The organism is Nocardia sp. NPDC059691, assembly GCF_042733915.1.
GTDB lineage: Bacteria > Actinomycetota > Actinomycetes > Mycobacteriales > Mycobacteriaceae > Nocardia > Nocardia sichangensis.
On sequence record NZ_JBHWFB010000015.1, the window covers coordinates 182,714 to 203,395 of the forward strand.

22 protein-coding genes are annotated in these 20,682 nt (G+C 69.0%); 15 read left to right on the forward strand and 7 right to left on the reverse strand.

Annotated elements, in window-relative coordinates; all coding sequences use genetic code 11:
* Positions 1-112: 112 nt before the first annotated feature.
* Entirely contained in the window at positions 113-205 is a 93-nt protein-coding gene (locus ACFV2O_RS29695; RefSeq protein ID WP_350356343.1) for an Ms4527A family Cys-rich leader peptide, read from the reverse strand.
* A gap of 213 nt (positions 206-418) precedes the next feature.
* Between ACFV2O_RS29695 and ACFV2O_RS29700 the strand changes: the two genes are divergently transcribed.
* From ACFV2O_RS29700 to ACFV2O_RS29710, 3 genes are all read left to right on the forward strand, one after another.
* Positions 419-826, forward strand: a complete 408-nt coding sequence (locus tag ACFV2O_RS29700; RefSeq protein WP_379254725.1) for an SgcJ/EcaC family oxidoreductase — start codon at positions 419-421, stop codon at positions 824-826.
* A gap of 59 nt (positions 827-885) precedes the next feature.
* Positions 886-2,094 (forward strand): radical SAM family heme chaperone HemW, encoded by a 1,209-nt coding sequence (hemW, locus tag ACFV2O_RS29705; RefSeq protein WP_379254726.1) that lies wholly within the window; start codon positions 886-888, stop codon positions 2,092-2,094.
* A 105-nt stretch (positions 2,095-2,199) separates the two neighbouring features.
* Positions 2,200-2,409 carry a hypothetical protein gene (locus ACFV2O_RS29710; RefSeq protein WP_355072425.1) on the forward strand — a complete coding sequence of 70 codons (210 nt, stop codon included), beginning with the start codon at positions 2,200-2,202 and terminating at the stop codon, positions 2,407-2,409.
* A 3-nt stretch (positions 2,410-2,412) separates the two neighbouring features.
* Here ACFV2O_RS29710 and ACFV2O_RS29715 read toward each other — a convergent pair whose 3' ends face one another.
* Positions 2,413-3,372 (reverse strand): helix-turn-helix domain-containing protein, encoded by a 960-nt coding sequence (locus tag ACFV2O_RS29715; protein ID WP_379254727.1) that lies wholly within the window; start codon positions 3,370-3,372, stop codon positions 2,413-2,415.
* A 189-nt stretch (positions 3,373-3,561) separates the two neighbouring features.
* Here ACFV2O_RS29715 and ACFV2O_RS29720 point away from each other — a divergent pair, with 189 nt between their 5' ends.
* The 5 genes from ACFV2O_RS29720 (at position 3,562) to ACFV2O_RS29740 (ending at position 8,429) form a co-directional block, all read left to right on the forward strand.
* Positions 3,562-4,383: an alpha/beta fold hydrolase gene (locus ACFV2O_RS29720; RefSeq protein WP_379254729.1), complete on the forward strand. Its 822-nt coding sequence runs from the start codon at positions 3,562-3,564 to the stop codon at positions 4,381-4,383.
* 14 nt (positions 4,384-4,397) lie between these two features.
* Positions 4,398-5,201 (forward strand): alpha/beta hydrolase, encoded by an 804-nt coding sequence (locus tag ACFV2O_RS29725; protein ID WP_356966377.1) that lies wholly within the window; start codon positions 4,398-4,400, stop codon positions 5,199-5,201.
* Between the two features lie 164 nt (positions 5,202-5,365).
* Positions 5,366-6,397 (forward strand): heat-inducible transcriptional repressor HrcA, encoded by a 1,032-nt coding sequence (gene hrcA, locus ACFV2O_RS29730; protein ID WP_355072433.1) that lies wholly within the window; start codon positions 5,366-5,368, stop codon positions 6,395-6,397.
* A gap of 139 nt (positions 6,398-6,536) precedes the next feature.
* Positions 6,537-7,688, forward strand: coding sequence for a molecular chaperone DnaJ (dnaJ, locus tag ACFV2O_RS29735; RefSeq protein WP_355072435.1), 1,152 nt, complete (start codon positions 6,537-6,539; stop codon positions 7,686-7,688).
* Positions 7,689-8,429 carry a 16S rRNA (uracil(1498)-N(3))-methyltransferase gene (locus tag ACFV2O_RS29740; protein WP_355072437.1) on the forward strand — a complete coding sequence of 247 codons (741 nt, stop codon included), beginning with the start codon at positions 7,689-7,691 and terminating at the stop codon, positions 8,427-8,429.
* Here the strand turns inward: ACFV2O_RS29740 and ACFV2O_RS29745 are convergent.
* Positions 8,341-9,627 (reverse strand): MFS transporter, encoded by a 1,287-nt coding sequence (locus tag ACFV2O_RS29745; RefSeq protein ID WP_379254732.1) that lies wholly within the window; start codon positions 9,625-9,627, stop codon positions 8,341-8,343. The two genes, ACFV2O_RS29740 and ACFV2O_RS29745, sit on opposite strands and share 89 nt — an antisense overlap.
* 100 nt (positions 9,628-9,727) lie before the next feature.
* Here ACFV2O_RS29745 and ACFV2O_RS29750 point away from each other — a divergent pair, with 100 nt between their 5' ends.
* The 7 genes from ACFV2O_RS29750 (at position 9,728) to ACFV2O_RS29780 (ending at position 16,876) form a co-directional block, all read left to right on the forward strand.
* On the forward strand, positions 9,728-10,630 hold the full coding sequence (locus tag ACFV2O_RS29750) for a LysR family transcriptional regulator (RefSeq protein ID WP_379254734.1): 903 nt from the start codon (positions 9,728-9,730) through the stop codon (positions 10,628-10,630).
* Positions 10,631-10,784: 154 nt separating this feature from the next.
* Positions 10,785-11,846: a PhoH family protein gene (locus ACFV2O_RS29755; RefSeq protein WP_039796813.1), complete on the forward strand. Its 1,062-nt coding sequence runs from the start codon at positions 10,785-10,787 to the stop codon at positions 11,844-11,846.
* A 62-nt stretch (positions 11,847-11,908) separates the two neighbouring features.
* A complete protein-coding gene (ybeY, locus tag ACFV2O_RS29760; protein ID WP_195077616.1) occupies positions 11,909-12,463 on the forward strand; it encodes an rRNA maturation RNase YbeY in 555 nt (184 codons plus the stop codon).
* Positions 12,460-13,824, forward strand: coding sequence for a hemolysin family protein (locus tag ACFV2O_RS29765; RefSeq protein WP_355072443.1), 1,365 nt, complete (start codon positions 12,460-12,462; stop codon positions 13,822-13,824). Before ybeY ends, ACFV2O_RS29765 begins: the two co-directional genes overlap by 4 nt.
* Entirely contained in the window at positions 13,821-14,207 is a 387-nt protein-coding gene (locus ACFV2O_RS29770; RefSeq protein ID WP_379254736.1) for a cytidine deaminase, read from the forward strand. Before ACFV2O_RS29765 ends, ACFV2O_RS29770 begins: the two co-directional genes overlap by 4 nt.
* Positions 14,200-15,117 (forward strand): GTPase Era, encoded by a 918-nt coding sequence (era, locus tag ACFV2O_RS29775; RefSeq protein WP_355072447.1) that lies wholly within the window; start codon positions 14,200-14,202, stop codon positions 15,115-15,117. The genes ACFV2O_RS29770 and era overlap by 8 nt, the downstream gene beginning before the upstream one ends.
* A gap of 190 nt (positions 15,118-15,307) precedes the next feature.
* Positions 15,308-16,876: a serine hydrolase gene (locus ACFV2O_RS29780; protein WP_379254738.1), complete on the forward strand. Its 1,569-nt coding sequence runs from the start codon at positions 15,308-15,310 to the stop codon at positions 16,874-16,876.
* Between the two features lie 60 nt (positions 16,877-16,936).
* Here the strand turns inward: ACFV2O_RS29780 and ACFV2O_RS29785 are convergent, their stop codons facing one another.
* The 4 genes from ACFV2O_RS29785 to ACFV2O_RS29800 form a co-directional block, all read right to left on the reverse strand.
* Positions 16,937-18,364 (reverse strand): amidase, encoded by a 1,428-nt coding sequence (locus tag ACFV2O_RS29785; protein WP_379254739.1) that lies wholly within the window; start codon positions 18,362-18,364, stop codon positions 16,937-16,939.
* A gap of 260 nt (positions 18,365-18,624) precedes the next feature.
* Complete coding sequence (locus tag ACFV2O_RS29790; protein WP_356966361.1) at positions 18,625-19,083, reverse strand: hypothetical protein; 459 nt, start codon at positions 19,081-19,083, stop codon at positions 18,625-18,627.
* Positions 19,083-19,589 (reverse strand): nucleotide exchange factor GrpE, encoded by a 507-nt coding sequence (grpE, locus tag ACFV2O_RS29795; RefSeq protein ID WP_379254741.1) that lies wholly within the window; start codon positions 19,587-19,589, stop codon positions 19,083-19,085. Before grpE ends, ACFV2O_RS29790 begins: the two co-directional genes overlap by 1 nt.
* Positions 19,586-20,680: a tetratricopeptide repeat protein gene (locus ACFV2O_RS29800; RefSeq protein WP_379254743.1), complete on the reverse strand. Its 1,095-nt coding sequence runs from the start codon at positions 20,678-20,680 to the stop codon at positions 19,586-19,588. Before ACFV2O_RS29800 ends, grpE begins: the two co-directional genes overlap by 4 nt.
* Positions 20,681-20,682: the final 2 nt, after the last annotated feature.

The window sequence follows — 20,682 nt, forward strand, 5'->3', positions numbered from 1 at the left end:
CGGGGTGGGTGGTACATCCTGCTGAGGGGCGCGAGGGGCTGACTCACGCCTGCGGTGTCAGCGGGCCGATGAAGTCGGGATCGCCGGGGACCCGGGGATCGGGCGCGCTGAACTACCGGAGGGAACCGGGCAGACAGCAGGCGCTACAGACGCGCTTGTAATCGACGTGGCGACGGGCCACCAGTCGAATCTCCAAAGCGCGCATGCGGCCAATTGTGCCACGTCAGCGATGGCCTTCCGACCCTGCGTCCGGTATTTCCCGTGAATCTGCGGGAAATCCCCTGGACGTTCGACCCAGTTTGTGACGGCAGTCATAGTCGCGAGCCCCAACCGGGCGCGTGATACGGCGACCGCGCCGTCTGTGACACTGCGCACCTCGCTTGACCTCGAGCGAAGTGGAGGTTGGACGCTCGGCGTCATGAGTACCACAACTGTCGACGCCACCGGCGAGCTCGAAGCCATCCGCGCGGTGGTCGCGAGCGTCCAGCACGCCCAGCGCAACGAGCTCGTCGACGAATTCGTCGCGCTGTTCCGGGAGGACGCGATCTGGACCACCGGACACGGCAAACGTCTCTTCGGACGGGCGGCCATCGCGGAGTTCACCGCGCAGGTGCTGCCCGGTGCCACCGCACACGGCACGGCGACCTACGAGGTCGAGCACGTGCTGTTCATCCGCCCGGACGTGGCGGCGGTGAAGGTGCGCCAGCGCTATTTCACCCACGCGGGCGTTCTGGAGAGCGAAGGCAGCCCGATGTACGTGATGTCCAAGGAGGACGGCCGCTGGTTGCTCACCGCGAACCAGAACACTCCGGTCGTGGCGGACTGAAGGGCCGGTAGCGGAGTCCCGGCCGTCGGCGCGGTCGCGGCGACGTTCACACTGGACAGGTGAGTTCTTCCGCCGCTACCGCGAGCACCGACACCTCCGCGCCGGTGCTACGCGACTTCGGCGACGGGCCGTTCGGGATCTACGTGCACGTGCCGTTCTGCGCCACGCGGTGCGGCTACTGCGACTTCAACACCTACACCGCGGGGGAGCTCGGCAGTTCGGCCTCCCCGCAGTCGTGGCTGGCGGCGTTGCGCGGCGAGCTGGCGACCGCCGCGCAACAGTTCGCGGCGTTGCCCACCGCGACGCCGGAAGTCTCCACCGTCTTCGTCGGCGGAGGGACGCCCTCCCTGCTGGGCGGCGACGGGCTCGCCTCGGTGCTGGACGCCGTGCGCGCCGAGTTCACCTTCGCCGCCGGGGCCGAGGTCACCACGGAGTCCAATCCGGAATCCACCTCGCCGGAATTCTTCGAGCGCATCCGGGCGGCCGGGTTCACCAGGGTGTCGCTGGGCATGCAGTCCGCCGCGGCGCACGTGTTGAAAGTGCTCGATCGCACGCACACCCCCGGCCGCGCGGTGGCCGCCGCGCTGGAGGCGCGTGCCGCTGGATTCGAGCACGTCAACCTCGATCTGATCTACGGAACACCGGGTGAGCGCGACGCCGATCTGGACGCCAGCCTCGACGCGGTGCTCGGCGCGGGCGTCGACCACGTATCGGCGTATTCGCTGATCGTGGAGGACGGCACCGCGCTGGCCAGGCGGGTGCGCCGCGGCGAGTTGCCCGCGCCGGACGACGACGTGCTCGCCGCACGTTACGAGCGCATCGACGCCCGACTGCGCTCGGCCGGATTCGGGTGGTACGAGGTGTCGAACTGGGCCGTGGGCGACGCCGCGGTCTGCAGGCACAACCTCGGTTACTGGGACGGCGGCGACTGGCTCGGCGCAGGACCGGGCGCGCACAGTCATGTCGGCGGCGTGCGGTGGTGGAACGTGAAGCACCCCGCTCGATACGCCGATCGAGTCGGCGCGGGCGGGCTGCCCGCCGCGGGCTGGGAGGCGCTGAGCGCGGACGAGCGCTACACCGAGCGGGTCATGCTCGCCGTCCGGCTGCGCACCGGCCTGCCGCTGGCCGAGCTGGCGTCCTCCGCGCGCACCGCCGTCGATCGCGTGGTCGCTGACGGCCTCGCCGTGCGCACCGCGGACGACCGGCTCGTCCTCACCGACCGCGGCCGTCTGCTCGCGGACGGCGTCGTCCGTGAACTGCTCGACTGATCCCGTGCCGGATCACGGTCGGGTCAACGCGATGCACTTTATGTCTCGTTCCGGTAACTCGGTGCGCACCGGCCGCGTAGTCTGCGATCAACCCCAAGGAGACTCATGGCTTCGGCACCACGTATGACCCTTATCCATGAACCAGGCGAGTTCGCGGAGGCGCGAGCAGCGGAGAAAGCGGAAAACGCGCGCCAGTGCGCCGTCGCCGCCCGCACTGTCGCCAGCTACGCGGAGAACGCCGCCGACTGTGAGTCGCTGCTGGCGATGCTCGGTCTCGATGCGCTCGCGGGCAAACAGGCGAAAACCTGCGGCTGACCATTACGCCTCGTCCGGGGCGAGGGCGGTGCTGCGCCATTCCCGTGGCGTGAGCCCGTAGGCGGCGCGGAAGCGCCGGGCGAAATGTGACGGATCGCGGAAGCCCCAGCGGCGCGCGATCATCGCGATCGTCCGATGCTTCTGGTCCGGACGAGTCAGATCGCCGTGTACCCGCTCGAGACGCTGGCTGATGATTCCCTGCTCGAGGCTGCACTCCGTGTTCGCGTAGATCTTGTAGAGCTGCCGGACCGACATGTTGTGCGCCTTGGCGATCTGTTCCGCGCCGAGACCAGGATCCGCCAGATTGCGCCGGATATAGGCGCGAATCCGGGACAGCAGGATGTCGGAGGGGACGACTGAGCCGTCGTCGGCGCACGCCGACAACAACAGTGCCCGGATCAGCTCGATGCTGGCGCAACCCGACAGGGCTGCCGCGGGGTCGGCGCTGAGCGCGTCCGCGTCGGCGGTCAGTTGGACGATGTGGTTGGCCACCAGCCGGTAGTGCGGGCTGTCCTGCACTCTGGCGGCGGCCTGACCGATCAGATCGGCGGGCAGGCCGAGCTGATCGAGCGGCACGTGCAGGCAGGTCGACGCCCCGTCGCCGCGCCGGCTGAAGTCGTAGGGCGCGTTCAGATCCATGACGTGCAGATCGCCCGGTCGCACGACGCGACGGACGTCACCCTGCTCGTACCGTCCGTCGCCCGCCTGCTGCACCGCGACCGCCAGTACCGGCGCGGGGGAGGTCCTGACCTGCTTCGGCGTCCGGATCAGCTGGATGCCCGAGGTGCTGGCACGCACGATGCGCGCCTCGCCGAACCACCACACGTCGAACGTGGCGTGCACACGCTCGTCCGGCCCGTCCAGTACGACATGGGACGGGACCGATGCCTCTTGTACTGCCGCGGCCACCGCGTCCGCCCGCTCGTGCGGCGCGATGGTGTCCGAATTGAACACGACCGTCATCACAGCCTCCGTCGCAAATGAGACAGATTCGGCAATCCTCGCATGGAACCCGCCGACCGGGCCGTGCATTCTTAGCCGACGATCGTGCACGCAGAGTCGTTTCTCCGGCGGCCGCCCGTCATACGCTGTCGGTCGACCAAGATCGATCCCCGGTTCACCCGACATCCGTCCAGATCGAAGGGAACTGTCATGCCGACGATCACCACCACCGATGGCGTCGAGATCTACTACAAGGACTGGGGTGCCGGACGTCCGGTGGTGTTCAGCCACGGCTGGCCGCTGAACGGGGACGCCTGGGACAACCAGATGAAACTGGTGGCGAGCAACGGCTATCGCGCCATCGCCCACGATCGGCGCGCGCACGGACGCTCGAGCGACGTGTGGGACGGGCACGACATGGACCACTACGCCGACGACCTCGCCGCGGTGCTGAACGAGCTGGACATCAAGGACGCGATTCTGGTCGGGCACTCGACCGGCGGCGGCGAGGTGACCAGGTATCTGTCCCGGCACGGCACCTCGCGGGTGGTCAAGGCGGTGCTGCTCGGCGCGGTCCCGCCGTTGATGCTGAAGACCGCGAGCAATCCGGAAGGGACGCCGATCGAGGCGTTCGACGACATCCGCGCGGGCGTGGCCGCCGACCGCTCGCAGTTCTGGAAGGATCTGGCGATCCCGTTCTACGGCGCCAACCGCACCGGATCGAAGGTCTCACAAGGACTGCGCGACCACTTCTGGCTGATGGGCATGCAGGTGGGGCTCAAGGGCGCGTTCGACTGCGTCAAGGCGTTCTCCGAGACCGATTTCACCGCCGAGCTGCCGAGCATCGAGATCCCGGTGCTGGTGGCGCACGGCGACGACGACCAGATCGTGCCGCTCGCCGCCGCGGGCGCCAAGACGGCGAAATTGCTGCCGAGGGCCGAGTTGAAGGTGTACCCCGGCGCTCCGCACGGCCTGTGCGGCGACTACGAGAAGGCGTTCGACGCCGATCTGCTGGACTTCCTGAAGAGCTGAGGAGCCGAGACCCGATGCCGAACAAACGTTACCTGCGCCGTGCTGTGGCCGCGCTGGCCCTCCTGCTCGCCGCCACTACAGCGGCCGGGCCTGCGCGAGCGCAATCGCTGCCCACCGTCGTGCTCGTCCACGGCGCCTTCGCCGACACCACCAGCTGGGACGGTGTCGCCGCCGTGCTGCGCGAGCGCGGCTACCGCGTGGTGACGCCGGAGAATCCGCTGCGCGGGCCCGCCTACGACGCGGCCGCCGTGCAGCGCACGCTGGACACGATCAGCGGTCCCGTCGTGCTGGCGGGGCACTCCTACGGCGGCTTCGTGATCAGCAACGTGCACGATCCGAAGGTCGAATCGCTGGTGTACATCGCGGCTTTCGCGCCGGTGGAAGGCGAGGTGGCGCAGGCCGAGCTCGACCCGATCCGCTTCCCGGGCAGCCAGCTGCTGCCGCCCGCGCTGCAGGTGAAGCTCGTCGACGACGTCACGGGTGTCGCCGGGAAGAACCTGGACGCGTATGTCGCACCCGCCAGCTTCCATGACGTCTTCGCCCAGGACGTCGGCCCGGAGACCGCGGCCGACATGATCGTCCATCAGCGCTCCATCGCCGTGAAGGCCAATCTGGAACCGTCCGGGCCGCCCGCGTGGTCCGGCACTCCGAGTTGGTATCTGGTCTCCGCCGACGACCGGGTCATCCCGCCGTCCTCCCAGCGCTTCATGGCCCAGCGCATGGCGGCTCGAACCGGTGAGATCGAGGCCTCGCACGCCTCGCTGGTCTCCCGGCCCGACGCCGTGGCCGCGGTGATCGACGCCGCCGTTCCGCGCTGAGCGTCGCGCAGCTCGTCACGCCCCGTTGCAGGCGAGAGATCCGGTTACCGACAATTAGACTGGATCGACGGACGAACCCGTGGTCGGCCCGCGATGCGCGGCGGTCACGGGACGTCGGCGCCGGGTACGGCGTGATGGGAGACGAGAGCGAGGAGGTGCGGCCGATGTCGAGCACCGAGGATCGGCGCTTCGAGGTCTTGCGCGCCATCGTCGCGGACTATGTCGCGACCAAGGAGCCGATCGGGTCGAAGACGCTGGTCGAGCGGCACAACCTGGGTGTTTCCAGCGCGACGGTGCGCAACGACATGGCGGTGCTCGAGGCCGAGGGCTACATCACCCAGCCGCACACGAGTTCCGGCCGAATCCCCACCGACAAGGGCTATCGGCAGTTCGTGGACCGGATCTCCGAGGTGAAGCCGCTGTCGTCGGCGGAGCGCAGGGCGATCCTCGAGTTCCTGGAGTCCGGTGTCGACCTCGACGACGTGCTGCGCCGGGGCGTCCGCTTGCTCGCTCAGCTGACCAGGCAGGTCGCCGTCGTGCAGTATCCGACGGTGTCGGCGTCCACGGTGCGGCACATCGAGGTGGTGGCGCTCAATCCCGCCCGCCTGCTGCTGGTGGTGATCACCGACACCGGCCGGGTCGACCAGCGCCTGGTGGAGCTCGGCGCGCTGGTCGACGACGAGGATCTGGCCGCGCTGCGCGGCATGCTCGGCGGCGCGATGGACGGCAAACGCCTGGCCGCGGCCTCCGCGGCGGTGGCCGAGCTGCCCGAGCACGCTCCGTTGCGGCTGCGCGACGTGCTGGTGCGGGTGTCCACGGTGCTGGTGGAGACCCTGGTGGAGCACCCGGAGGAGCGATTGGTGCTCGGCGGCACCGCCAACCTCACCCGCAACGCCGCCGACTTCGGTTTCCCCGGCTCGCTGCGTTCGGTTCTGGAGGCGCTCGAGGAGCAGGTGATCGTGCTCAAGCTGCTCGCCGCTGCCCAGCAACCAGGGACGGTGACGGTGCGGATCGGGGAAGAGACGCAGGTCGAGCAGATGCGCGGCACGTCGGTGGTGTCGACCGGCTACGGCGCGGCGGGCGCCGTGCTCGGCGGTATGGGGGTGCTCGGGCCCACCCGGATGGACTACCCGGGCACGATCGCATCGGTGGCGGCCGTCGCCCGATACATCGGCGAGGTACTCGCCGAGCGCTGACGCGACGACGCCACTGCTACGCTCGATCTTTCGGCCGGATAAAGTTGAGTGCACAAGACTAATGCTGTTGTCGGCGCGCTTCACAGCGGCGCGGGCACCGGCGGCACTGTCGAGAACGACCAAGGACTAGAGAACTCAAGTGGCACGGGACTACTACGGACTGCTCGGCGTCGCGAAGAACGCGACCGACCAGGAGATCAAGCGGGCATACCGCAAGCTGGCGCGTGAGCTCCACCCCGACGTCAACCCCGACGAGGCGGCGCAGGCCAAGTTCAAGGAAGTGTCGGCCGCCTACGAGGTGCTGTCGGATCCGGAGAAGCGGCGCATCGTCGACATGGGCGGCGACCCGCTGGAATCCGGCGGTGGCGGGGCCGGATTCAACGGCGCGGGCTTCGGCGGGCTCGGCGACGTGTTCGAGGCGTTCTTCGGCGGCATGAGCGGATCGGCCGGTGCGCGCAAGCCGCGCGGTCGCGTCCAGCCCGGCGCCGACTCGCTGATCCGCACCCGGCTCAGCCTGGCCGAGTGCGCGGTCGGCGTGACCAAGCACCTGACCGTGGACACCGCGATCCTGTGCGACATCTGCCAGGGCTCCGGTACCAACGGCAAGTCCAAGCCGGTGCGCTGCGAAACCTGCGGCGGCGCGGGTGAGGTCCAGTCCGTGCAGCGGTCCTTCCTCGGCCAGGTGCTGACCTCGCGCCCGTGCCCCACCTGCCGCGGCGCGGGCGAGACCATCCCGGACCCGTGCCACAAATGCGGTGGCGACGGCCGGGTGCGGGCGCGCCGCGAGATCGCGGCCCCGATCCCCGCGGGCGTCGCGAACGGCATGCGGGTGCGGCTGGCCGCGCAGGGCGAGGTCGGCCCCGGCGGCGGTCACGCGGGCGACCTCTACGTCGAGATCGTGGAGCAGCCGCACGACGTGTTCGTCCGGGACGGGGACGATCTGCACTGCACCATCCGGGTGCCGATGGTGGACGCGGCGCTCGGCACCACCGTCGTGATCGACACCATCCTGGACGGCCCGACCGAGTTGAGTATTCCGGCGGGCACCCAGCCCGGCGAGATCTCGGTGCTGCGCGGGCACGGCATGCCGCGGCTGCGCTCGAGCGCGCGCGGCGACCTGCTGGCGCATCTGGACATCGTGATCCCGGCCAAGCTGGACAGCAAGCAGACCGAACTGTTGCGCAAGTACAAGGGACTGCGCGAGCGGGAACGCGCCGAAGTGATGTCGGCGCAATCCGAGCACAACAGCGGCCTGTTCGCGCGACTGCGCGCGTCCTTCAGCGGGCGCTAGGTGGCCGCGACGGTCTTCTACCTCGACGAGGTGCCCGAGCCGGGCGCGGTCGCGGTGCTCGACGGCCCGGAGGGCAGGCACGCCGCCACGGTGCGCCGCATCCGGGTCGGCGAGCCGATCACCCTCTCCGACGGGCGCGGGGTACTGGCCGCATCGGAAGTCGTTGCCGCGCAACGCGACCGGCTCGAGCTCGCGGTGCGCGAGCGGGTACTCGCGGCACCTCAGACGCCGCCGGTGACCGTCGTGCAGGCGCTGCCGAAATCCGATCGCTCGGAACTGGCGGTCGAGCTGATGACGGAGGCGGGCGCGGACGTCGTCGTTCCCTGGCAGGCCGCGCGCTGCGTCGCGAACTGGGAGGGCAAGGCGGCCAAGGGAGTCGAGAAGTGGCGGGCCGCGGCCCGCTCGGCCGCCAGGCAGTCCCGCCGGGCCTACATTCCGCAAGTCGCCGACCTGCACCGCACCCAGGACTTGCTGGAGCTGGTCCGCGCGGCGAAGGCCCGCGGTGCGATCGTCGCGGCGCTGCACGAATCCGGCGCCGCCCGTTTCACCGAATTGCCCTTCGCCGAGGCCGCCGAAATCGTCCTCGTCGTCGGTCCGGAAGGCGGGCTGGACGACGCCGAGCTCACGGCGTTGGCCGAAGCGGGCGCGGACATCACCTTGCTCGGCCCGACCGTGCTGCGTACATCCACCGCGGCAGCGGTCGCTCTCGGGGCGCTCGGCGCACTGACGCCGCGTTGGTGAGGTCTCGCGTCGACGCCCGATGCGATACCCACAGCAGCAGTGCCGCGATGACCATCAGCGATCCGATGCCGCAGACCAGCCCGAGCCACCCGGAGCGGGCGTAGGCGATGCCCGCCGTTCCGCCGACGAGCGCGCTGCCGAGGTAGTAGGCGAACAGATACAGCGACGACGCCGCGCCCCGGTTGCCTTCGGCCATCGCCCCCACCCACGCGCTCGCCGCGGTGTGCGCCCCGAAGAAACCCGCGGTGAAGAGCAATACGCCGAGCAGAACAGTGCCGATGTGGTCGGGAATCGTCACCACGAGCCCGATCGCCATGACGGCCAGCGACATCGCGAGCACCCGGGATCGGCCGATCCGATCGGTCAGCAGGCCGGATGCCGCCGAGGCCGCCGTTCCGGCCAGATAGAGCACGAACACCAGCCCCACCAGTGCTTCCGGCAGCCCGAACGGCGCGCTGGTCAGCCGGTAGCCGAGATAGTTGTACATCGAGACGAACCCGCCCATGAGCACGAACGCCAGTCCGAACAGAGCGAGCAGTCCACGGTGACGCAAGGGGCTGCCGAGGTCGCCCAGGACCGTCCGGATCCCGGCGGGACGAGGCACGAAGCCGCGCGAGGGCGGCAGCCGGCGGACGAACCACACGGTGCAGGCCGCGGCGGCGATCGAGGCCACCGCCTGCGCCCACCGCCAGGACGCCACGTCCAACGTGAACGCCGGGATCAACCGCCCGGCCAGCCCCCCGATGGTGGTACCCGCGACGTAGATGCCCATCGCGGCGCCCAGCCCGTCCCCGCCGATCTCCTCTGCCAGATAGGCCATCGCCACCGCGGGCACACCGGCCAGCGCGATGCCTTGCAGCGCGCGTCCGGCCAGCAGCAGATCCAGCGAAGGGCTCAGCGGCAGCAGCAGTCCGAGCACCGCCGCCGCGACGGCGGAACCGATCATCACCTTGGTCCGGCCGATCCGCGACGAGAGCGCGCTCACCGGGATGATGGCCAGCGCGAGGAACCCGGTGGTGAGCGACACCGCCAGTGCCGCCAGCGCGGGCGTCGCGCCGAACGCGGCCGAGAGACTCGGCAGCAGTGCCTGGGCGCTGTACATCGAGGCGAATGTCGTCAGACCGGCCGCGAACAGCGCGATGGTGATCCTGCGTTCGTGGGCGACGTCCCTCGCCGCTTCGATCCGTGTCGTGGTCATCGGGTCCTCCTTTCGTCCAGCATCGCCAGGCGGTATTCCGGAAGGAAATGAATAATGAGAAGTGAGTTCATTCCCTGAGCGCATATAGAAAGGTCGGGCAGTGCTTGGCGAGGATCTGGAGTGGTTCACGACACTCGCCGAACTCGAACGGGTCGGCGCCGCTGCGGAGCGATTGCACCTGGCGCAGCCGACGTTGTCGCGCATGCTGGCCCGCTTGGAGCGCAGGGTGGGAGTCGAACTGTTCGACCGGCGCGGGAAGCGGATCGTCCTGAACGGATACGGTCGCATCTACTGCGAGCACGCCCGCCGCGCGCAATCCGAGCTGGACGCGGCGGAACAGGCCCTCGCGGATCGGGCCAACCCGGCCGGGGGCGTCGTGCGGCTGTCGTTCCAGCACTCTTTCGGCGGCTCGCTGGTGCCGCAGCTGATCAGCGGCTTCCGGCGCATCTCCGGCCGGATCGCGATCACGCTGTGGCAGGGAGCGGCAGCCGCGGTGACCGAGCGAGTGCTCGCGGGTGAAAGCGATCTCGGCATCGTCTCGCCGCGCCCGGCTGTCGCCGGCGTGGGCTGGCGCGCCGTGCTGCGACAGCCGCTGGTTCTCGCGGTGCCGCCGGAACACCGATTGGCCGGACGGCGGCAGGTCCGCCTCGCCGAGGTGGCCGACGCGGAGTTCGTCACCATGCACCACGGATTCGGGATGCGGCGCATCTTCGACGAACTGTGCGCCGCCGCGGACATCCGGCCGCGGATCGCGTTCGAGTCGAGCGATCTCGTCACGGTGGCCGGGCTGGTCTCGGCGGGGTTGGGAGTGGCGATCCTGCCGCGCGAAGATCCGCTGTCCGCGGGCCCGCTGTCCGGCCCGGTGACGGTCCCGCTCGCGGACGCGGGCGCCGCGCGCGCGGTCGGGCTGATCTGGCCCGCCGCTACCACACCACCGGACGCGGTGCGACGCTTTCGTGATTTCACCGAGGATTGGGCGCGGCGACGTGGGGGAATCCCGTGAGGAGCCGGTTTTGCCCACGGCTTATTCACTGGGCGGTGTCGGTGGGGCGGGTTAAACTTTCTCCATACAGCAGCAGTCGAGACCGGAAAGCAGGCTATAGCCACTTTTGAGAACACAAGGCGAGATCGGCGACCCCACCACCCCAGCGGCAGGCATCGGCGCCGGCGACAACGGTTCGGGTCCCGCAGCGCGCACCGTGCGCTCGAGCATCGAACTCGCTCCTGAATCCGTGTTCCCCTTCCTCGGTTCGGCCGACCAGAATCTTCGCGAACTGGAGACGCTGCTCGACGCGGACATCCACGTCCGCGGGAATTCCGTGACCCTCACCGGCAAGGCGGCCGACGTCGCGCTCGCCGAGCGGGTCATCGAGCAGCTGGTCGCGCTGACCGGGCGCAACCGCGTGGTGACGCCCGAGGCGGTGCGGCACACCGTTTCGATGCTCACCGAGGGCTCCAGCGAGTCCCCCGCGGAGGTGCTCAGCCTGGACATCCTGTCCCGGCGGGGCAAGACCATCCGGCCCAAGACGCTGAACCAGAAGCGCTACGTCGACGCGATCGACGCGAACACGATCGTGTTCGGCATCGGCCCCGCCGGTACCGGCAAGACCTATCTGGCGATGGCCAAGGCGGTCCAGGCGCTGCAGACCAAGCAGGTCAACCGGATCATTCTCACCCGCCCCGCGGTCGAGGCGGGCGAGCGGCTCGGCTTCCTGCCCGGCACGCTGAACGAGAAGATCGACCCGTACTTGCGCCCGCTCTACGACGCGCTGCACGACATGATGGACCCGGAGGCCATTCCCAAGCTGATGGCGGCCGGTGTCATCGAGGTCGCGCCGCTGGCCTACATGCGCGGACGCACGCTGAACGACTCCTTCATCATCCTCGACGAGGCGCAGAACACCACCGCCGAGCAGATGAAGATGTTCCTCACCCGCCTCGGGTTCGGCTCGAAGATCGTGGTGACCGGCGACGTGACGCAGGTCGATCTGCCGACCGGCGCCCGGTCCGGTCTGCGCGCCGCCAGCGAGATCCTCACCGAGATCGAGGACATCCACTTCGCGGAGCTGACCAGTAGCGACGTGGTTCGCCACCGGCTGGTCTCGGACATCGTCGACGCCTACGACCGCTTCGAGGCCCAGTCGCGTCCGCAGGTCGCCCCGCATTACGGCGGCAACCGAGCGCAGCGCCGCGCGGCGAGCCGGTCGGACCGGCGGTAACTCGTCTCGCCGGGCGGGGCTCCGCTCCGCCGACACGATCGACGGGATCGTAGGCTGTTCGGGTGAGTATCGAGATCGCCAACGAGTCGGGTATCGACGTGCCCGAAGAAGAGCTGGTCAGCGTCGCGCGGTTCGTGATCGCCCGGATGGACGTGCACCCCGCCGCGGAGCTGTCGATGGTGCTCGTCGATCTCGACACCATGGCCGACCTGCACATGCGCTGGATGGACCTACCCGGCCCGACCGACGTCATGTCCTTCCCCATGGACGAACTCGAGCCGGGCGGGCGGCCCGACAGCCCCGAACCAGGCCCATCCATGCTCGGCGACATCGTGCTGTGCCCGGAGTTCGCCGCCGGTCAGGCCCGTAAGGCGGGGCACTCCCTGGATCACGAACTCGCTCTGCTCACCGTGCACGGCGTGCTGCACCTGCTCGGCTACGACCACGCCGAGCCGGACGAGGAGAAAGAGATGTTCGCGTTGCAGGCCCGGCTGCTCGAGGAGTGGTACGAGAGCCTGCGGGAGGCGCAGCGGCGCGCCGAACTGGCCGAACGCGACGCGCGGTTGCTGGGTAAGGCGGGTTTCACCACACCGGGTGAGTCCCTGGGTCCCGCGTGAATGCCCTGACCCTCGTCCTGCTCGCGGTCCTGCTCATCTCCGTGGGTGGGGTCTTCGCCGGGGTCGATTCCGCCCTGAACACGATCTCGCCCGCCCGCGTCGAGGACTTGGTGCGAGCCGACCGGCCCGGCGCCGTGCGGCTGAGCCGGGTCGTCGACGACCGGGCCCGCTACGTGAATCTCATGGTGCTGCTTCGCATCCTGTGCGAGATCGGCGCGACGGTGCTGCTGGCGGCGGGACTGATGACGGTCTGGGGCAGGAACTGGGCGCTGCTGATCACCGCGCTGGTGATGGTGCTGGTGTCCTACGTGGTGATCGGTGTCGGCCCGCGCACGCTGGGCAGGCAGCACGCGTATTCCATCGCCCTGGCCGCGGCCCTGCCCCTGCAGTTCATCGGCGCGCTGCTCGGCCCGATCAGCAGGCTGCTGATCCTCATCGGTAACGCGATCACTCCCGGTAAGGGTTTTCGCAACGGGCCCTTCGCTTCCGAGATCGAGTTGCGCGAAGTGGTCGAGATGGCCGGTGAGCGCGGAGTGGTGGCCGACGACGAACGGCGGATGATCCAGTCGGTCTTCGAACTCGGCGACACAGCGGCGCGTGCGGTGATGGTGCCGCGCACGGAGATGGTCTGGATCGAAGCGGACAAGACCGCGGCGCAGGCCATGTCGCTGGCGGTGCGTTCCGGGCATTCGCGGATCCCGGTGGTCGGCGAGAACGTCGATGACATTCGCGGCGTGGTGTATCTGAAAGACCTCGTGCCGTTCGCCGAACGCAGCCGCAAGGTACGGGTGCGTGAGGTGATGCGTCCCGCGGTGTTCATGCCCGACTCCAAACCGCTGGACAGCCTGCTCGACGAGATGCAACGCAGGCGCAACCACATGGCGTTGCTGGTGGACGAGTACGGCGGCATCGCGGGTCTGGTGACCATCGAGGACGTGCTGGAGGAGATCGTCGGAGAGATCGCCGACGAGTACGACGTCGACGAGACCCCGCCCGTCGAGGATCTCGGCGACGGGCGCTACCGCGTGTCGGCCCGGCTGCCGGTGGAGGATCTCGGCGAGCTGTTCGGATTGGAGATCGAGGAGGAGGACGTCGACACCGTCGGCGGCCTGCTCGCGCACGAACTGGGCCGGGTGCCGCTGCCCGGTTCGAAGATCGAGGCGCACGGGTTGGTGCTGCGCGGTGAAGGCGGACCGGACGCGCGCGGCCGGATGCGGGTGAACACCGTGGTGGTACGCAAAGCGCGCGAGAAGGTCCCCGCGGGCAAGACCAACGGGGACAATCCCAATGGCAAGCGCAAGGCGAACGGATCGGAGCGGGATATCGCGGCCGATCGCGACGAGGACGGAGACACCGAATGACCGAACTGGACGCCGAGGACAACAAGCTGGTCGTGCTGGCCCGTGGTGCGCTCGGCCGCACCGGCGGGGCGAGTGGAGCCGCGATCCGCGATACCGACGGTCGCACCTACGCCGCGGGCGAGGTCACGCTGACCGCGTTGCGGTTGACGGCGCTGCAAGCCGCCGTGGCCGCGGCGTTGTCCAGCGGCGCGGAGGGCTTCGAGGCGGCCGTGGTGGTCGGCGGGCGGTTGTCCGACTTCGGTGTGACGGCGGTGCGGGAGGTTTCGGCGGAGGCGCGGATCATCTTCACCGATCGTGACGGCGCGGTGTTCGAGATCGTCGACGACTCCGCCGACGCGGCCGACGCGGTGAGCGCCGACTCCGGCGAGGTCCGCGGTGGCTGACGCGCGGGAGAAGGGCGAATTCCGTTCCGGGTTCGTCTGTTTCGTCGGTCGGCCGAACACCGGCAAGTCGACCTTGACCAACGCCCTGGTCGGCGCGAAGATCGCGATCACCTCGTCGCGCCCGCAGACCACCAGGCACACGATTCGCGGCATCGTGCACCGCGAGCACGCTCAGCTGATCCTGGTCGATACACCGGGCTTGCACCGCCCGCGCACCTTGCTCGGCCAGCGCCTCAACGACCTTGTGCGCGATACGTATTCGGAAGTCGACGTGATCGCGCTGTGCATCCCGGCCGACGAGAAGATCGGTCCGGGTGACCGCTGGATCGTGCAGCAGATCAAGCAGATGGCGCCGAAGACGACGCTGCTCGGCGTGGTCACCAAGATCGACAAGGTGAGCCGCGAGCAGATCGCCGAGCAATTGCTCGCCGTGGCCCAGTTGCTCGGCCCCGAGGCCGACGTGGTGCCGGTCTCGGCGGTCAAGGGTGAGCAGGTGGAAGTCCTCGTCGACGTCATCGCCTCGAAGATGCCGGAGGGCCCGGCTTTCTACCCCGACGGCGAGCTCACCGACGAGCCCGAGGAAACGTTGATGGCCGAGCTCATTCGCGAGGCCGCGCTCGAGGGTGTGCGCGACGAGTTGCCGCACTCGCTGGCCGTCGTCATCGAGGAGGTCCTGCCCTACGAAGAGCGCGAGGACATGCTCGACGTGCACGCCTTGCTCTACGTCGAGCGGCCCAGCCAGAAGGCCATTGTCATCGGCAAGGGCGGTTCCCGTCTGAAAGAGGTCGGCACCAACGCCCGCAAGCAGATCGAACACATCCTCGGCACCCGGATCTACTTGAATTTGCACGTGAAGGTGGCCAAGGACTGGCAGCGCGACCCGAAACAGCTGGGCAAACTGGGTTTCTGACCGGTTCGGGCGTCGGCGGGCGTGCGTGGAAGTCCTGGAGGCGTCTTCGTTGGCGTGGGGCGTCCGGTCGGCTGCCGATGATTCCGGGTAATCCACCGATGTGTCGGCTGTACTCGAGGCGAGTGCCGTGTCAGTGGTCGTGTCAGAACGGCGTCAGCTCGGTATCAGCCGGGCTCGCGACAGTAGTCACATGAACAGCACAGCAATCGCGACTTCCACCACCACCCTCTCCGACCAGGACAAGAGCACGCTGCGGACCGCCGCGTACGGCGCGTTGTCGCTGATGGCCGCCACCGGCACGCCGCACGTGGCCGCGACGAACGGCTCCATCGCCCTGACGTCGGCGACCGGCCTGGTCGGGCACGTGCTCGCCGCGAAGTCCAAGGACATCCAGTTGAAGGGCAAGACCGTCGCCGAACTCGCCGACCAGGTACTGCCTGCCCTGACCTCGGCCGTGCACCTGCTCGAGCGGCACGATCCGGCCGAGGCCGACAACTTCCGCGGCACCGTCCGCATCGCCGTCGACGCAGCCGCCCAGCCTCACCACGGCGAGCCCGGCCCCGCCACGGCCGAGATGGCCCGCAAGATCATCGCGGCGCTCGATGCCGCCGGGGTGGCCGGTGCCGACAGCGGAACGGTTGCCGCCGGGCCGGATCGACCGCAACTCCAGAAGGCCCTCGATGAGATCGTCGCTTCTGGTTTCGCCGGAATCACGCTGCGCGTGCACGACGAGCGCGGCGAGTGGGTCGGCAGCGCCGGGGTGAGCAGGCTGGGCGACACCGCGAAGCCGCCGACCGACGGGCACGTCCGGATCGGCAGCAACACAAAGACTTTCACCGCGACTCTGGTCCTGCAACTGGTGGCCGAGGGCAAGATCGGATTGGACGACCCGGCGGCCCACTACCTGCCCGAGTTCGAACTCGATTCGCGGATCACGGTGCGGATGCTGTTGCAGCACACCAGCGGGGTGTTCAACTTCACCGGCGAGTACTACGAAGACGGGACCGTCGTGCCGGGAATCCCCGCTACCACCGCGGGCAAAGAGTGGGTGGACAAGCGTTTCGAGACCTACCAGCCCGAAGAGCTGGTGCGGCTGGCGTTGTCCAAGCCCGCGCGGTTCGAACCGGGCACGGGCTGGAGCTATTCCAACACCAACTACGTGCTGGCCAGGTTGCTGATCGAGAAGGTCACCGGCCGCCCGGTCGCCCAGGAGATGCAGCGGCTGATCTTCGGGCCGCTCGGGCTGTCGGGCACCGTGGCCCCGACCACCCAGACCGAGCTCCCCGAGCCGCACGCCCACGCCTACTACCGATACGAGGACGCCGGGCAGGAGAAGACGGTCGACGTCACCAGCCACAACCCCTCCTGGATCTCCAGCGGCGGTGACATGATCTCGACCACCCAGGACCTGCGAACCTTCATTTCCGCGCTGACGAGCGGCAAGCTGCTGCCTGCCGAGTTGCTGGCCGAGATGTGCGCACCGCACCCGACAGGCATCCCGAACATGGGCTACGGCCTCGGTGTATTCGTGCAGGACACCGGTCTCGGCGGCACGGTCGTCACCCACAACGGCGGCGCGGCGGGTCACGCGGCGCTGATGTACAGCACACCCGACGGCAAGAAGACCCTGACCGCCACCCTGAACTACGCGGACGACGCTGCCCTGTCCCTGGCGGTGCCGTTCCAGCAAGCGACACAGAGGCTCGTCGACGAGGTGTTCTGCGGCGGCCAGGCCGATCCGGCGCAGCCGACGGACTGAACTTCCCGCTGCGCATGCCGAAACGCCCGGACACGGACGCCGACTTGTCGATGGTCCGGGTCACCACCACCGGGCGGGGCGGTGGCGGTGCCACTGGAGTTCGGATTCGAGTTGGGCGGCCAAGGAGATCAGGAGGGGTTCGGAGTTTGCTGTGCCCATCAGTTGGGCGCCTACGGGGAGGCCGGTGTCGGTGAAGCCTGCGGGGACGTTGATGCTGGGCCAGCCGAGGACGTTCCATGGCCAGGTGTAGGGGCAGGCCGCGGTGATGAGGTTGTTGGTGGCGTTGACGCCGATGCCGTCGATTTCCTCGGCGCGGGGCGGTGGGGTGGCGGTGGTCGGGGCGAGGACCACGTCGTAGTCGCGGAAGAAGTGGCCGATTCGCTTGTGCAGCAGAGGTTCCAGCTGCCGTGCCGCGTAGAGGGCGGGGCCGTCGAGCGCGCGTCCGATTCGGGCGTTGGCGGTGGTGCGCGGATCGACTTCCGGACCGGGCATGCGGTCGTACGCCCGCCGGACCCCGGCGAGTGAACGCGGGAGGAAGGAAGCGCCGATCAGGATGCCGTAGTGCAGGTCGGCCACGGTCACGGTGTGTCCGAGCGCGCGCAGTGTGTCGGCGGTGCGGCGCACCGATCGCTCGACCTCGGGATCAAGCGCGGTCCTGGTCGCGGTGAAGGGGATACGCAGCGACAGGGCGATTCGCAGCTTTCCCGGATCCCGGCCGACGGCGTCCGACGCGGTGATCGGCTCCGGGGTGTGCAGATCTCCCTCATGCGGACCGGCCGCCGCATCCAGCAGTAGCGCCGCGTCGGCGACGGTACGCGCCAGCGGACCGTTCACGGTGAGCCCGTAGAACGCTTCGGCTTCCGGCCAGGTGGAGATTCGTCCGCGCTGCGGCTTGATGCCGACCAGGTTCGTCCAGGCCGCAGGGATGCGGATCGAGCCCGCGCCGTCGGAACCCAGAGCGGCGGGGACCAATCCGGCGGCGACGGCGGCCGAAGCTCCGCCGGAGGACCCGCCGGGCGTCCTGTCGCGATCCCACGGATTGCGGGTGTGCCCGAACCACGCGGCACTCGTGAACGGCCACTGTCCGAGTTCACAGGTGTTCGTCTTGCCGACGATCACCGCGCCCGCGGCACGCATGCGCCGGACCGATTCCGCGTCCTCGGTCTTCGGTGCGAAGTCGCCGCCGCAGCCGAACGCGGTCGGCTCGCCCGCGACATCAGTGTCGTCCTTCACCGCGACGGGCACGCCCAGCAGCGGCAGTCGTTCTCCCGCGGCCAGCCGCCGGTCGGCGTCGGCGGCCTCCGCCAGGGCCCGCTCGCGGCGCACGATCCGGAAGGCATTGAGCGTGCCCTGCGCCGCCTCGATCCGGTCCAGTGCGCCGCCGACCGCCGCGGTCGAGGTGATCGCGCCGCTCGCGATCGCGGCCGCCAGTTCGGCCAGGCCCAGTTCCCGCGTGCCGGATACGTGGGCAGGATCGGACACCGTCATGTGAGCTCCGTCTCGTCGTGATCTACAGACGGTAGCGTCATATTGGTCAATCGTCCAGATTGTCGCAGGGGGCGAGCGACCCGCCCGGTTTCGATCGTGCACCGAACGGCGACCTGTGCGATCGAACCTACTTGCTCGGCCGGGTCTTCCAGATGACCCACCACAGGGGACGCGGAATCGGTCCGGCGCCTGCGTGCCGCCGCGGAGAAGATCGGCGGCAGCGGGCCTGTGCTCTCGGCCGAGAGGTCCGAGTACTCATGTCACGGAATGTGCTTGCACTCACCGTAGGGCACGCCCTGGGTGAGGTCCGGCCGGCCGAACATCCGGCCGACCAGAGCGTTGAACGCCGCCACCGACAGCCGGTCCATGTCGTTGCAAAGGAAGTCGTTCTTGGTGCCCGAGACGTCCTTGGACTTCAGGGATTTCGCCCACTTCTGCGGCGTTCCCCCGCACCCGACATGCACCTGGTAGTCGCCGCCCTTGTCGAGCTCGAAGGAGTAGTCGACCTTGGAGTGGCCGCCGAGCCGGACCGGAAGCTTGGTCCGCGCCCATCCCGATTTCGACGTCTTGGCCTGAACCCAGACGCCTACCGGCGACGCGCTGTTGATGCAGCCGATCGTGCCGCTCACGGTGGTGGACGCCGATGCGCTCGGCAGTCCGAGGGCGAGGAACGCCGTGGAAGCGGAGACGAGAACGGCTACGCGGAGGGTCTTGCGCATCATTCGAACCTTTCGATGGGGGGAACGGCGGACTCCGATCGCGCGGGGCGCGCCGCGACGACGACTTGTTCCGGCCGCAGCAGGCGTTCACCCATGAGGTATCCGTGCCGGACGACCTGCAGCACCGTGCCCGGCGATCGGCCGGAAGCCTCGGCGACGGCGACGGCTTCGTGAACGTCGGGATCGAAGTCGGCCGTGGCGGGCACGCGCCGGACGCCACGACGTTCGAGCAGTTCGTGCAGTTCGTCGACGATGCTGCCGAGCGCGGCGTCGTCGTCGTTCAGCGCAGTCACGCGATCGACGAGTCTGAGCAGCTCGCGAAACAGCGGGGCCAGGAGTTGTTCGGAGAGCCCGCCGCGTGCGAGTGCGAGCTGCTCGTGCAGGTCGTCCAACGCCCGATTCTTCGCCTTGTCCTCCAGCAGCCTGCGCTGGAAGAGATCACGCAATTGCGCGATCTCCCCGGCCAGCGCGGTCAGCGGATCACCCGCGTCCGGAGCCGCACTCATATGCCGCGCTTGGCGATGTCGTATCGCTTCGAGTTGTGCTTCCAGACCGGCATCCGGTGGGTCAGCGTGTAGCCGGCGATGACGCCCGCGACGATCAGCAGGCCGATGCCCTTCGCCGGAATCAGCGCCAGGCCGATCACCAGGGCCACCGCCCACGCGCCCGCACCGCTGTGGAACCATTTGGCCACGGCGGCCCGCTCGGCGAGTTCGATGTTCTCTTGCAGCGAGGCGCGCAGCGGCGCGTCGTCGAACCGGAGTTTCAACGCGCGGCCCGACATTTCGTGCGTCACGGCGATCTGGGCTTCGGAGGTGATGCAGTACGCCCCGCTGCGGAGCTCCGACCACATCCCCAGGTTGACCTGCTCCAGCGCGAGCGCGAGGTAGTACTGGAAGATCTGCTCGTTCGGATGGTGCCGGACCACGTCCTCCATCAGTTCCAGCGCCTGGTCGTTCTTGTGCTGCTGGAGGTAGACGTTGGCGATGGCGGTGCGGTACAGCGGCTCGCCGGGCGCGAGACGCAGAGCCGTCTCGTATTCGCCGAGCGCTTCGTTCAGCGCCCCGGTGGCGAGAAACGCTTCGGCGTAGTCGAAGTGGTATTCCGGGCTGTCGGGCTTGAGGCTGATGGCCTCCCGGAATTCGAAGCCGGCGTCCTTGTAGTTGCCCATGACGAACGACGAGTTCGCCCGCACCGCCCACGCTTCGTGGTTCGCGCCGTTGACCGAGATCGCCTCGCGGGCGCAGTAGTACGCGGAGGGAGCGTTGCCGCGCTCGAAATACTCGCGTGCGAGGCTCAGCCAGTCCCGGCCGCCCTGCACCACGGGCGCGGGCTGATTGCTCGCCGGACGGTACTGCCTGGCCTGCTGGTCGAATTGCCGCCGCTGGTTCGGGTCGAGCAGCACGCGCTCGGCCTGACCGAGGTGCCGTACCCGGGCTTCGGCCTGCGCGCGTTTGACGGGATCCGACTGGCCCGCGCGCTTGTTCCACATTCTGCGCTGCTCGCGGATGGCCGTCTTGATGGCATTCGGGTCGGCGGTCTCGGCGAGGCCGAGGATTTCGTAGTAGTTGACGAATTCTTCGGTTGTCGTGGTCATGC

Coding starts and splice junctions, on each gene's coding strand:
- ACFV2O_RS29695 (WP_350356343.1), bottom strand. CDS start 205: ATGCGCGCTTTGGAGATTCGACTGGTGGCCCGTCGCCACGTCGATTAC.
- ACFV2O_RS29700 (WP_379254725.1), top strand. CDS start 419: ATGAGTACCACAACTGTCGACGCCACCGGCGAGCTCGAAGCCATCCGC.
- ACFV2O_RS29710 (WP_355072425.1), top strand. CDS start 2,200: ATGGCTTCGGCACCACGTATGACCCTTATCCATGAACCAGGCGAGTTC.
- ACFV2O_RS29715 (WP_379254727.1), bottom strand. CDS start 3,372: ATGACGGTCGTGTTCAATTCGGACACCATCGCGCCGCACGAGCGGGCG.
- ACFV2O_RS29720 (WP_379254729.1), top strand. CDS start 3,562: ATGCCGACGATCACCACCACCGATGGCGTCGAGATCTACTACAAGGAC.
- ACFV2O_RS29725 (WP_356966377.1), top strand. CDS start 4,398: ATGCCGAACAAACGTTACCTGCGCCGTGCTGTGGCCGCGCTGGCCCTC.
- hrcA (WP_355072433.1), top strand. CDS start 5,366: ATGTCGAGCACCGAGGATCGGCGCTTCGAGGTCTTGCGCGCCATCGTC.
- ACFV2O_RS29745 (WP_379254732.1), bottom strand. CDS start 9,627: ATGACCACGACACGGATCGAAGCGGCGAGGGACGTCGCCCACGAACGC.
- ACFV2O_RS29770 (WP_379254736.1), top strand. CDS start 13,821: ATGACCGAACTGGACGCCGAGGACAACAAGCTGGTCGTGCTGGCCCGT.
- ACFV2O_RS29780 (WP_379254738.1), top strand. CDS start 15,308: ATGAACAGCACAGCAATCGCGACTTCCACCACCACCCTCTCCGACCAG.
- ACFV2O_RS29785 (WP_379254739.1), bottom strand. CDS start 18,364: ATGACGGTGTCCGATCCTGCCCACGTATCCGGCACGCGGGAACTGGGC.
- ACFV2O_RS29790 (WP_356966361.1), bottom strand. CDS start 19,083: ATGCGCAAGACCCTCCGCGTAGCCGTTCTCGTCTCCGCTTCCACGGCG.
- grpE (WP_379254741.1), bottom strand. CDS start 19,589: ATGAGTGCGGCTCCGGACGCGGGTGATCCGCTGACCGCGCTGGCCGGG.
- ACFV2O_RS29800 (WP_379254743.1), bottom strand. CDS start 20,680: ATGACCACGACAACCGAAGAATTCGTCAACTACTACGAAATCCTCGGC.